General features: G+C 44.5%; 10 protein-coding genes and 2 pseudogenes. All 12 read right to left on the bottom strand.

Translation table 11 applies throughout. The features are described 5' to 3' along the window. Positions 1–144: 144 nt before the first annotated feature. The 12 genes and pseudogenes from NNC77_RS03695 to NNC77_RS03640 all read right to left on the bottom strand — a co-directional run bounded on the left by NNC77_RS03695 (position 145) and on the right by NNC77_RS03640 (position 12,794). Positions 145–1,623: an L-fucose/L-arabinose isomerase family protein gene (locus NNC77_RS03695; protein ID WP_254969918.1), complete on the bottom strand. Its 1,479-nt coding sequence runs from the start codon at positions 1,621–1,623 to the stop codon at positions 145–147. Positions 1,624–1,890: 267 nt separating this feature from the next. After that, entirely contained in the window at positions 1,891–3,540 is a 1,650-nt protein-coding gene (locus NNC77_RS03690; protein WP_254969919.1) for a vWA domain-containing protein, read from the bottom strand. Between the two features lie 12 nt (positions 3,541–3,552). Next, on the bottom strand, positions 3,553–4,047 hold the full coding sequence (locus NNC77_RS03685) for a C-GCAxxG-C-C family protein (RefSeq protein ID WP_006848278.1): 495 nt from the start codon (positions 4,045–4,047) through the stop codon (positions 3,553–3,555). Between the two features lie 218 nt (positions 4,048–4,265). Beyond that, positions 4,266–5,327 (bottom strand): annotated as a pseudogene (locus NNC77_RS03680) (AAA family ATPase); the annotation flags it as partial. Positions 5,328–5,433: 106 nt separating this feature from the next. Next, positions 5,434–6,447 (bottom strand): aspartate-semialdehyde dehydrogenase, encoded by a 1,014-nt coding sequence (locus tag NNC77_RS03675; protein ID WP_117662130.1) that lies wholly within the window; start codon positions 6,445–6,447, stop codon positions 5,434–5,436. Between the two features lie 397 nt (positions 6,448–6,844). After that, positions 6,845–7,522, bottom strand: a complete 678-nt coding sequence (locus tag NNC77_RS03670; protein ID WP_234563448.1) for a hypothetical protein — start codon at positions 7,520–7,522, stop codon at positions 6,845–6,847. A gap of 12 nt (positions 7,523–7,534) precedes the next feature. Then, positions 7,535–8,050, bottom strand: a complete 516-nt coding sequence (locus NNC77_RS03665; RefSeq protein WP_234563447.1) for a murein L,D-transpeptidase catalytic domain-containing protein — start codon at positions 8,048–8,050, stop codon at positions 7,535–7,537. Positions 8,051–8,096: 46 nt separating this feature from the next. Continuing rightward, positions 8,097–8,372 (bottom strand): annotated as a pseudogene (locus NNC77_RS03660) (IS4 family transposase); the annotation flags it as partial. Positions 8,373–8,498: 126 nt separating this feature from the next. Continuing rightward, positions 8,499–9,530, bottom strand: a complete 1,032-nt coding sequence (locus NNC77_RS03655; RefSeq protein ID WP_234563445.1) for a site-specific integrase — start codon at positions 9,528–9,530, stop codon at positions 8,499–8,501. Further along, a complete protein-coding gene (locus NNC77_RS03650; protein WP_234563443.1) occupies positions 9,514–10,518 on the bottom strand; it encodes a tyrosine-type recombinase/integrase in 1,005 nt (334 codons plus the stop codon). Before NNC77_RS03650 ends, NNC77_RS03655 begins: the two co-directional genes overlap by 17 nt. Continuing rightward, positions 10,511–11,719, bottom strand: coding sequence for a site-specific integrase (locus tag NNC77_RS03645; protein WP_254969921.1), 1,209 nt, complete (start codon positions 11,717–11,719; stop codon positions 10,511–10,513). The genes NNC77_RS03650 and NNC77_RS03645 overlap by 8 nt, the downstream gene beginning before the upstream one ends. A 151-nt stretch (positions 11,720–11,870) precedes the next feature. Continuing rightward, positions 11,871–12,794, bottom strand: coding sequence for an IS4 family transposase (locus NNC77_RS03640; protein WP_234563440.1), 924 nt, complete (start codon positions 12,792–12,794; stop codon positions 11,871–11,873). Between the last annotated feature and the right edge of the window lie 78 nt (positions 12,795–12,872).

The raw sequence follows: 12,872 nt of genomic DNA, 5'->3' as shown, positions 1-12,872 counted from the left end.
AAAAAGGGCGATTGCTATTCCCCACGCAAGGGATAAGCAATCGCCCTTATCTTTTATGAACTCAGTTTAGAAAGAAGAGCAAATGAATTGGCTTACCCTTCGGCCGCCGAACTTTGTTTCTTCACTCTTCCCTCTTCACTCTATTTACTTCCAAGGATTCTCTGTTGGGTAAGGCAGACTAGCTGGCTGGTTGTAAGCGATATCCTTGATGCCGAGATACTTGAATACCTCGAACAAGGTCTTACCTACGTGAGAGAATGCTACGGCTCCGTGGTGTGGGTAACCCTTCTGAATCAATACGTGACGATAGAAGCGGCCCATCTCGTTGATGGCGAAGATACCGATACCACCGAATGAACGGGTAGGAACATCGAGAACCTCACCCTCTGCGATGTAGCTGCGGAGGTTACCCTCAGAATCGCACTGCAGACGGTAGAATGTGATGTCAGAAGCTGCGATATCACCCTCCAAAGTACCACGAGTGAAGTCTGGTTTACCACCATTCTCCAACAAACGGTTCTGGATGAGCTGATACTTAATCTTACGGCTAGAGCACATCTTGCACTGTGGAGTGTTACCGCAGTGGAAGCCCATGAAGGTATCAGTCAACTTATAATCGTACTTGCCCTTGATGTCCTCATCATAGATATACTGAGGAACTGAGTTGTTGATATCAAGCAATGTAACGGTATCGTCAGAAGCACACATACCGATGTACTCAGAGAGTGCACCATAGATATCTACCTCGCAAGCTACAGGAATGCCGCGGCTAACGAGACGGCTGTTTACATAGCAAGGCTCGAAACCGAACTGGCTTGGGAATGCAGGCCAGCACTTGTCAGCGAATGCTACATACTGGCGAGAACCCTTGTGAGCCTCTGCCCAGTCGAGCAATGTCAACTCAAACTGTGCCATTCTGCGGCTGAGGTCAGGATAGTAGCAGCCTTCGCCCATCTCCTTGGCCATATCAGCGCAAACCTCATCGATACGTGGGTCGTTCTCATGCTCCTTGTAAGCTACGAGAAGGTCGAGCTCTGAATTCTCCTCTATCTCAACACCGAGTTCGTACAAGCCCTTGATAGGAGCGTTGCAAGCGAAGAAGTCCTGTGGACGTGGACCGAAGGTGATAATCTTCAAGCCCTTCAAACCGAGGATAACGCGAGCTACAGGAACGAAGTCCTGAATCATCTTAGCTACTTCCTCTGCTGTACCTACAGGATACTCAGGGATGTAACCCTTCAGGTGGCGCATGCCGAGGTTGTAAGAGCAGTTGAGCATACCGCAGTAAGCGTCGCCACGACCATTGATCATGTCGCCGTCACCCTCTGCAGCTGCAACAAACATGCAAGGACCATCGAAGTTCTTTGCAATCAAAGTCTCAGGAGTCTCAGGACCGAAGTTACCGAGGAATACAACCAAAGCGTTGCAGCCCTGCTCTTTCACTTCGCCCAAAGCCTTGAGCATATCTTTCTCGTTCTCAACTGTAGTCTGGCAGTTGAAAATTTCACCCTTGTACTCTTTTACGATGTTCTCACGGCGCTGAGTAGAAAGCGCGATTGGAAAACAGTCACGGCTAACGGCAATAATACCGAGCTTTACTTGTGGAATGTTGTTGCTTACCATAATTTTAGTTTATTACTTAAGTTTTTGTATAAATTGCTTATATTTATTGATTCTTTTCTAATTTGTTTGGCTGACAATTATTCATTGTTCCGAGCACAAAGGTACAAATATATTTTGTATCACCAAGCGTTTTAAGGAATTTTTAATTCAAAAAAATGGCGCAAAATCGTGATTCTGCGCCAAATGTAACATATGATAAAGTTCTTGATACATTTCATACATGTCTCTGTTATCATCTGATACCCCTTTTCTGCCTTAACATCTTCTTTAATATCTTCGCAGCGGGCGGTACCGGATGGTATAAATCTGATTGAAGTACTCCTTCCAGGCGTTCGGCTCCTTGTCGTCATCACGCACGATGCGGATGCCGTAGAATCGGGTACCCGTCTCCTTGTATTCCCGGAATCTCGACAACAGCTGCTGTGGCGGATCTGGAATCAGGAAGTCTGTAATCCAAAGCACATCGGCATTCACGTAATGGAGTCCGTCGTTGTCGAGAAGGTCAAACATCTGGGTCATCATCTTCTTTGCCGAAGTCCCGCCTCCGATAAATGGAAGGTGGGTTGTGGTAGGTTGCCGCCGGATGCCTCGCCCGGTATGCGCCTGCCCGTCTCCGTCGGAAGGAGCTGCATCTGCTTCGGCTGATTCCATCATAGTAATTCCGATTCTCTTCAGGCGCTCTGCCTTGCGCTTCGCCATCAGGTCGATGGCACGGGTACTGACGGAGAAATCTATCAGGAAGCAGTCTCGCTCCAGATCTTCTGCCGTCTCTTCCAGCAGAGAGATGAGTGTTGAGGATATCCTTTCAGGCGTGCCATACATACTGGCTGAGGTGTCCAGACAGACGATCATCGGACCCTTGCGGGAGGCATGGGTAAAGCCCAATTTGCGGGATGGTTTCGACATTTCGCTCTTATAACGGAAGGTCTGGAGTCTTCGCGTGCGATACTTATATATAAAGAGGCCCTCCATATCTTCATCGCTGTACTGTGCCAGTTCGAGCGGGAGAAGGGAGTTGAGATCATCGCCCACGGTAATGCCCTCGATATCGCTACCCGCTGAATGCTCCATCTTCATCTCTACGCCCGATGCGATGGTGAGCCGGTCTTTGCCGTTGGCATCGGCTACTCGTCCCATCTTCGCCACAATCTCCTTGATTTCGGGATATTTGTCCTGAATCTTCACCTGGTTCAGACGGCGTTCAAACTCCGTTTCGGTCCATCCGTTCGTCATCAGTTCCCAGGCTTGTACGGCGCGCTGTTCCGAAACGCCCTTCGTCTTCATGTTGCGGGTTATCTGGTCCATCATACGCACCAGTCCTGTTTCGAAGTTGTTCTGACGGAGCGAGATGAAGTCCTTCAGCTTGTTCAATACCTGATGTTCGATGCAGACCTTCCAGTCTCTTACCAGCCTTTCCCAGTTTTCGGGTTTCGAAGCCCCGTCTCCTGTCATCAGCTTGAGGAAGAAAGGCTTATCGAACCCATCTTCAGCATGTTCCTGTTCCAGCTGGTCGAGCAAAGGGAGCCACACCAGTTCATCCATCCGCTTGAAGGGAGCCCAATCGAGCACATCATCTGCCCGATGACTCTCGGTCCAGGCACGCTGGCGCTGGAACCGCATGTGATGGACGCATTCCACGATGAATTTTCCCACACTATCATAGAACACCTTGCTCTTAATCTTGCTGTTCACCACCTGTCGCACGAATTTCTGCACCTCTTCGCCAGTTTCTTCCATGGTTACTTTCAGGGTAAAGAGATGAATGAGATAATCCTTCAGCGGGTCTTCCTTCAAATTCCAAGGCATGGCGGTGCCTGTCGGATCAGGAATCTTCACCTGTCCCGACTTGCAGAAGTCATCCAGCATTTTCAGATAATACTGTGCCTCCGCCAAATCCTTGTTATTCTGGTATTTCATAGGAGTAAATCCTTATTTTTTCTCCATCAGATATTCTGCGAAGATTCTTGCAGCACTCTCTACTTTGGCTGCGCAAGGGCGAGACTTGTAATATTCTGCCGTTCTTGCCGAAGCCACATAGCTGGACTGCGCTTTCTCGTGGCCCTTCAAGCCGAGGATTTCGGCACAGATGATACTGCCGTTCTGCTCCTTCGATTTGGCGAGCAAATCCTGCACTACCTTATAGCATGCCGACTTGCCCTCGCGGTCATCCCCCTCGGTCTGTCCGCAATCCAAGCCAACGAGCACCACGATGCCCGAAACAGCACCACACATCATTCTCATTCTGCCTACTCCACCACCGAAACCGGCACCAATGCGCTTCGCCATCTCATCATCAAGACCATATAAATCAGCAAAGGCAGCCACCACTGACTGGCAACAGCCATAGCCCTGCATAAAGTTATCCACCGCCTGGTGAACACGCGCCTCCAACTCTGGAGTCAATATTTTCTGTTCGTTCATCATGTTTTGAGTCTTCTATATTATAATAATGTAATAGGAGGCGATTAAACCTCATAAAGTTTCATCGTATCCTGACGGGTAAACGCCAGCTCCTTATAGAAATCGCGGAGATAAGCCGATATTTCCGCCTTATCATCAGCAGATGCGAAGAGATTCTCGCCCAACTGCCTTTCCAGCGAGCTCAAGCCATCCGAAAGGTTTTCTATCTCTCCCTCGTAATCCCTTCCATCCTCAGGATTCCTGCGTACACGATGATATTTGATGTCCTCAGCAAGCGCATTCTTCATCTCCACGAGTTTATCTGCAAAAGGAGAAAAGAGGGCACGGATCACGATGTTTCGGATAGCATCCCGCTCTTCCGGCTCCTGCCACAGACAATGGTAGATAGGAAGCAAATCGCAGATATCCACCTCTTCCCTATCCTGCATAAAGGCAGAAGTGCGAAGCAGGCGGACGATATTCTTCCATCTTCGGTCACTCACATAGATGTTTCTGCGCTCGGCAGCCTCATCCACATTCACGGCTCTCAGAGATTTACGGATGGCGGAAATTGCATCAAGCACCTCCTCCTTCACGCCAATCTTACAGATTTTCTCCGCCCATTCAGCATACTCCTCAGCAGTAATCTTCAAATCAGAAAAATCTGCGGAATCAGATTTCCCCATAGAACCAGAAGAATCTGTGGAATCTGTGAAATCTGTGGGACCTAAGAAATCCGTGGGAGCCTCCAGCAGCATCGCCCGGAAATTCTTCTCCAGCTTAATCGGTCGGCTTTCTATTCTGATGACGAATCGGTCCCAGAGCGCCTCCAGTCCTTCTCCCTTAGCCGGCAACTCATTGCTTGCAGCCACGAGAAGCTTCAGAGGAATATGCATTTCCCGATTGCCGTTACGGAAGATTTTCTCGTTAATCACCGTAAGGAGCGTGTTCTGGATAGCAGGTCCCGCCTTCCAGATTTCATCAAGGAAAACCACATCGGCAGTAGGCAGATAACCCTCCACCGCACGCTCGTAAGTATCCGAAGTCTTCAGTTTCTGAATGCTCACCGGACCGAAGATTTCATCGGGTGTAGAGAATCGCGACATCAGATACTCAAAGCTCTGAGCCTCCCTGAATGCCGTCTTCAACTGTCTGGCCACCATACTCTTTGCCACACCCGGAGGTCCCAGCAGGATGATACTCTCACCTGCCAGAGCTGCCAGGAGCGAGAGCGATATCTCCGTCTCCTTCTCATAAATGCCCCGGTTCATCTCACCGAGTAATTGTTTGAATCTTTCAAGCATATTCTTACTTTTCTATTCAGAATCATATAAAGACAAAAAGAAGTTAAGAGATAAAATTCATTATCCCTTAACTTCCTCATATTCTTTTATATAAATAAGGTATGGCTTACTTTACGTTGCCCACCTTAATCAAGTACTCAGCAATCTGAACTGCGTTCAGGGCAGCACCCTTACGAATCTGGTCGCCGGTCAACCACAATGTGTTACCATTGTCATCAGCCAGATCCTTACGGATACGACCTACATATACATCGTCCTTGCCGGCGCTCTCCAATGGCATTGGATAAACGTAGTTCTGGGCATCATCCTTTACGGTTACGCCTGGAGCAGCCTCCAAAGCCTTGCGGATGTCCTCTACTGCCAATGGCTTCTCTGTCTCGAACCAAACACTCTCTGAGTGAGAACGGAGTGAAGAAACGCGAACGCAGGTAGCACTGGTGCGAACATCAGAGTGCATAATCTTGCGGGTCTCGTTATACATCTTCATCTCCTCCTTGGTGTAATCGTTAGGAGTCATCTTGTCAATCTGTGGAATGACATTGTATGCCAACTGATGAGGGAACTTATTGATATGCTCAGTCTTACCGGTCTCGATGATATCCTTATACTGCTGCTCAAGTTCAGCCATGGCAGCAGCACCGGCACCCGAAGCACTCTGGTAAGAAGAGATATGAATCTTCTTGATATGGCTTAAGTCATCGATAGGCTTCAACACTACTACCATCATGATGGTGGTACAGTTAGGGTTGGCAATGATGTTGCGAGGGCGGTTCAGGGCATCCTCAGCATTTACCTCAGGCACAACCAGAGGCACGTCGTCGCACATACGGAATGCGCTAGAGTTATCAATCATCACGGCACCATACTTGGTGATAGTCTCGGCAAACTCCTCAGAAGTGCCGCCACCAGCAGATGTGAAAGCAATATCGACATCTTTAAAGTCATCGTTATGCTGCAAAAGTTTGACCTCATAGTCCTTTCCCTTGAAGTTGTATTTTCGTCCGGCAGAACGCTCAGAACCAAACAACACCAAATCATCCATAGGGAAATTTCTCTCAGCAAGGATACGCAGGAATTCCTGTCCTACTGCGCCACTTGCACCAACAATTGCTACTTTCATAATCGAATCTTTTAATTTATAAAGTTGTTATAAGTGTAAACTGTGGAAGAGAAAGCCAGCCTCCTTATCATCTTCATGATTCCTCATTTTCTGATAGCTTCATGATTCCTCATTTTCTGATAGCCGGAAACTGCTTATTTTCTCAAATCCGCTGCAAAGTTAAGACTTTTTCTACAATATCAAGCATAAATTCCCAAAAATTATTGCTTTTTGCTGCAAATTTATCATTTTTGCTTACTTTTTTGCAAGAATATGCAGAAAATTGGAGAAAAATAGTTGCTATTGCGTTTGGCAGTTCAAAAGAAGAATGCAAGCATCCTCATAAGAAATATCAGGAAATCGTGCCTTGGATTATATTCAAGGCACGATAGAGTGCTGGAAAATTGAATTATCTCTCTTAATGAGTCATAATCATCCCCAAAGAGTTCTTGCAATCCTCGCACAACCCATGTTTCATGTAGAAGGTATTCTTGCCATGGGCATCCTGCATCAGGCACTTAGGGGCATTCGTCTTACAATGCGGCAAACCGCGAGAATGCAGGAATTCATGGATTGTTACTTTCCATAAGTCATCCTTTCGTTTCAATCGGAAGGTTGAAACCACACAGGCGTCACCTGGCCGGAAACTCAATCCCATAATTCCATAGTTGTATTGTCCATGAATAGAAGTAGAGATGTCTCGATGCGTCAAACCTATCGTTACGATTTCATCATTACCTCCATGCTCTTCATGCAACATTTTCAGGATCCCCCCAGCCCAATACCTGTTTCTTGGTTTGTAGAGACATGAGGCAGGTATTTCTTTCTTGTCTCCAACAAATACAGAAGCCTCCAACCAAGCCTTTGGTACCTTATTGAAAATGAAACCCAACTGCTTCACGAGTTCTTCTCTCAACTGTTCTGCCTCCTGATGTGAGAAATTTTCCAAAGGCTTTAACTCTATGACATAACCCAATGAAGGATCAGCAGGGAGGCTGTCTCCCATGATTTCATTGCCATGGCTCTGATTTCCATTGTAACAACCTGCTAAAAACAGGATTGAGATTCCAGCTATAAACAGCAATAACTTCTTCATAGAATATTCTTTTTATTTGTATTTTGCATAAATCAATATAGGTCTTCTCTTGGAAGATTCCTTGTATATCTGCATCACTTTCTCCACGCAGCTCCTTGATACAGTAAAGCAGCCACGACACTCTGTTCCCAGCGGAATATACTCCTTCTCACCGGAGAATCTTGTCACCTTGCCAGCAGAATGAATCAGGATACCACGGGCTTCTGCCAGATAATTGCTCTTGTCGAGCCCTCGAAGGCGAACGCAGTTCTTGAACTTCATTCCACCTTTTCCTATCATGACATATCTTCCAAGACTCGTGCATCCACTTCCAGGGTTATTACTGAACTTTGGTTGGGCTGCTGTATTTCCCTTACCATTTCCATGCATGCAATAGCTGCTCATTACTCTTTTGCCACGCTGCAAATCATAGATAAAGAATCTCTTTTTGCCAGATGGAATGGAGAAATCCACTAGGATATAGTAATCCGTACTGTATCCTCGTCTGTCGCAATAATCCCTTACTTGCGTCAGGTTCTCACAATCCACCTTATGATACCATTAGTGTCCAATAAAAATTGGACACGTTAATTAATTAATCAAATAGTCCCTTAAAAAGGGGATAATCGAGTTCTTTGACATCGTTGAAAATAGTCTTATCAAATAGATCTCTTAGGTGGGTTTTGTCCGTCAATGAAATGCTTAGAATCTGCAAAACTTCATATGTCGAGCGTTTCAGTTGCATATCATGGTGCACAATAGCCACGAGACAATAAGTGATAATGGCAACACTAATCTGTATGCGTACAGCATTCTTCGTTGTGCCCCAGAATCTCTTTATCTTAAGATGCTGCTTTAGCCATTTGAAGTAATTAGGAGAAGCTTTACATAATTACTTTTATGACAAGAATAACATTATGAGAAGTGAATGGAAAAGTATTATTGAAGATCAGAACTTTAGGAGAATGCTTCTCCGTTCGACTTCTCATAATGATAACTATTTCTTCAGACCTCTGAGCCAATCTCTGAGATTTTTATTGTTTTCCCAAGATTTATCAGTCTCTCGGTTAGGTGTGAGATCTGTATACGCCTTTTCGAACGCCTCACGTTTTGCTTTAGAGTCTGCACGAGCATAAATGTCCGTTGTTTGAATAGAGACATGTCCTAGCAAATCTCTAATATAAATAAGGTTGACTCCAGCCTGTAGAAGATGCATAGCTCGACTATGACGTATAGAGTGGCAACTAATCCTTTGCGGAATAAGTTCTGGAGACACCTTCCTTGCCATGTTTGCATAAGTACAAAGAATGTATGTGATACCCTCACGCGTCAGCTTTTCATTTCTGCCATTATAGAAAAGTGGAGACGCAGCTTTGTTGCAATCGTTAAGATGATTCTCTTCCATATATTCACATAGAATTGACACCTGTTCCTTTACAAGCGGTACTATTCGTGCTTTGCGTCCTTTTCCGAACAGACGTATGGTATATGGCTCATGGGTTATGCGCACACTATCCACAGTAAGATCTGCTATTTCAGAGACTCTTGCTCCCGTATCATACATTAGTGAGAGTAAAGCGAGATTTCTTCGGCCTCTCCAAGTTGATGTATCAGGCTGAGCCAGCAACAACTTGATACCTTCTATTGTCAGGTAGTTAAGTGTTGTCCCTGATGTTTTTATGGCTTTAATAGTTAGGATCTTTTGCCATTCTTCTATCATTTCTATGACGCTATATTGCAAGTAATGACAAAAAGAATGAATGGCAGCAAGCCGATAGTTACGTGTCGCTGCAGAGCATTTTCGCTTGTCAAGTAGCCATTCGAGATACTCGGTTACACTTACTCTCGTGAGATGTTTCAATTGCAATTTTTCAACTGTGATTCCTTTAATATCTTTCATGAAGTCAATAAATTGTACAAATGCATCTCTATAGGAGGATATGGTGTTAGGGCTTACATTACGCTCATGAGGCAGGTATTCTACCAGAAAGCGGCTTAAATGTTTGGCAAAGTCAGTCGTCGTAGTCATAGGCTTTACATATCTTTGGATAGACAAAAGCATTGATTTCAGAACATTGCTCTTCCAATTCTGGATACATGTTGCATGTGAGGCGAACATACTGCTCTGTCGCTTTCAGCGAGTGATGTCCCAGGCATGTTGAGAGAATTGGCAAACTGGCATACAAGTCCATTCCTTTGTGCCCCATCTGTACAAGAGCATGTACGGCATTCGTATGTCGCAGGTCGTGAACGCGTGGTCCATGATGATTCCCCTTATGGGGAATTCCGCATGTGTCCAGCAATTTGCGCAGATGCTGATATACACTATTAGCCTTGATGCTAGTCCCGTCCGATTTTACAAACAAAAAACCATTTCCTGCAGCTATGTCTTTGATGGGCATATTGTTTCTATACTCCATATAAGATGCAAGTACCGTCTTCATCGACTCACATAAAGGTACGATCCTTTCACTTCCGTTCTTGGTTTTATCTAAGCGAATGTAACCTTCATCCAGATGAACATGTTTGTTGCGGATGGAAAGAGCCTCAGATATACGCATTCCTGTACTATATAGTAAACGAAGAAGAGCTGGCATGGCTATGAGAGCTGTACCCATGCGTATGTCATATAGTCTATATTCGTCCGCTGCAGAAAAGATTGCGCCAATCTGCTCCTTTGTGAATATATACGGAGTAAAATCAGACTTCGGTTGCTTGGGCATTCGTGGAATGAAGCATACACAGCCACACCTGCACATCAGTCTTGTCAATTGACACCATACGGAACATTTGGAATATAAAGTTCTGTCACAGTCCGCCACACGTGTAGCTCTCCACTTTTTGAAGAACACCTCTTTGATATGAGGATCCTTTAGGCACTCTGCATTGGCAAAGTCGTCAATCTCTTTCAATATCCATCTGGTACGCAACGCACTGATTCCTGCAGACATTTTAATGTCAAGAAGATGATTCATATATGGGGCTAACACGCTGGAATATTTAAATTGCTCAGCCATAGAACGCACCTCCTCTCTGTTTGTAAAAGGCATCTGGAACTGGCGGTACAGGAATGGCACACTCTATCAAAGACTTTATGTCAATCTTAAGATAAGTGAGAGTTGTTTCCGTACTGCGATGCCCTAGCGATTCGGATATGACAGGTAACGTCGTGCCTTTCTCAAGCATGACGCTTGCAAGAGAATGACGTAGAGAATGTGGACCATGATGCTTGGCCGATACATCTATTCCGGATTTACAGATGATGTTGTTTATTGCAGAGCATACCATACTTTTGGTTGCTGGCACATAAGGTGCCTTGCAAGAAAGAAATACATTCTGTGAAACTGTCTGAGGTCTTCCATGCTGCAAGTAATCTATGATGGCATTACCAACATCCGCAAGCAATGGCAACTCTATGACCTTTCCGGTCTTATGCATCACAAGGGTTAGTACATTGTTGTCCCAGTCTATATTAGAGAACTGTAGGTTGGCTATGTCCGAAGCTCGCAACCCCAAACGTGATGCAAGTAATAACATTGCATAGTTTCTCTTGCCAACGCCGCTGCTTCTATTCACGGAGTTCTCTACTATATTTACCTCTGCTGCTGTGTAAAACGAAGGAATACGCTCTTTCTTGCGCAGCTTATATGTGTCAAACAGACCATCAAACCTTCCATCTACAATATGCTCCGCTTTCCAGAAACGAAAGAGGACACGCAGGGCAGAAACTATGTTTACCTTGTTGGGCGGATGGGACGAGACAAACGACAAGATGTGTTTATCCGCAATCTCGGACACACTGTTGACACCACTGAGATTGAGATGAGTTAAGAACTCGCTTAGATACAAACGATAGTCATTTATAGTCACCTGACTTCTACGAAGAGAAGTAAGATGGATGATGAGTTTTTCCATCTCCATGCCAATCTTCCCATCGAGGGTATGGAAAACAGGAGTGAAACAACGCTTACGTATAAGCCCTAACGAAAGCATATCGTCAAGGACTTGAATACTGCGAATCATTTCACGCTCCTGGTGACGAATCTCACCATAATGATGACAGGTTGACAGGAACTCTTCACCAATAGAAGGGGAATAATTCTCAATGTCGTGAGCCGACATGTAGTGGACGATGCCTTTACGCCATAGACATTTATACACAGATATTCTATTCTCTGTGTAACAATGGTCTTCAAAGTACTTGATGCATCGATCCATTAGGACTTGAATCTTTACTTCTTGCATAATATATAATATTTAGTTTTGGGGCTTATGCCCTATACTGTAATATAACGTTATGAGAAGTATTTATGATAAGTTTTTGCTGTAAAATTCATATAATCAACAATTTTTCACAGGTCAAATCTGTCTAACTTGACATATTGATATTCTTGTCATAAAAAAATAGCTCAACCAACCATCTTTTTTTATATAGATTCGCGACATCCAACGCTGAAAGATGCTTTGCATTCGTCAGAAAAGTAAACTCACGATCATCTTCTTCATCGTAGTATCGAATGAATCTGAATGATTCAGGATACTTCTTTTCGGAAAGATATCCTGTTAGTTTTACTTCAGCATCAGTTAGTACATTCTTTGGCATTCTTCGCTTCCATTTTACCATTTTGTACTTCAAGTTCGTTTTGGCTCTGACTACATAGTAGGAACCTGTAAGATGAATCTTATAAAGTTCCTTGAAAGTATCATAAGCCCTATCGAAAATGTAGTAACTGTTTGGTTCATACGTAATTGAAGACATTGCTGTAGAATCATGCTTTGATGCTGTGGTCACAGTATAGAAAGCTGGAACTTGTGCTTCTACGTCATATAAGACATGTGCTTTAACTCCTCCTTTCTTACTTCTGAACTTTGCCCATGGAAAAGTTGCAAGACACAACGGAATAGTTGTCGAATCAAAAGCATACTTCTTTCCTGGTATATTCAAAATGTTGGTTTCTCGCTTTTTGCAAGCTTCCTTCATCATATAGAATGCAAAGTCTTCGAAAATCCTGTAATCACGAGTCTGATTGGCATAAGCAAGAGTTGCTTTTACGATAGTATTACGTCCAAGTCCCAGATGATATTGCTTAGCTCGATGAGCTTCCAATGCAACTATCAAGTCACGTAAGCTCTCACGATTGCTCAGTTGCCCAAACATCATTGCAAGAAGCTGGTTCCAGCAAGTGAAGTGTTTCACGTATCGGTTGCCATCATACTTGCGTACGTAGTTGTTGAACTGAGTTCTATTCAGAAATGCAGTAAGTTGAGCGAAAACATATTTGTCTTGAAACATAGTAGCCAATTCTTTTTGGCTGCAAAGTTACAAAATCAAGTCCGTTTCATTGCAAAATACTGCATAAAAGACTATAAT

The organism is Segatella copri (assembly GCF_024330485.1).
Taxonomy (GTDB): Bacteria; Bacteroidota; Bacteroidia; order Bacteroidales; family Bacteroidaceae; genus Prevotella; species Prevotella copri_L.
Note: the sequence above shows the minus strand (reverse complement) of the source record. Positions and strands in the feature narration are given on the sequence as shown.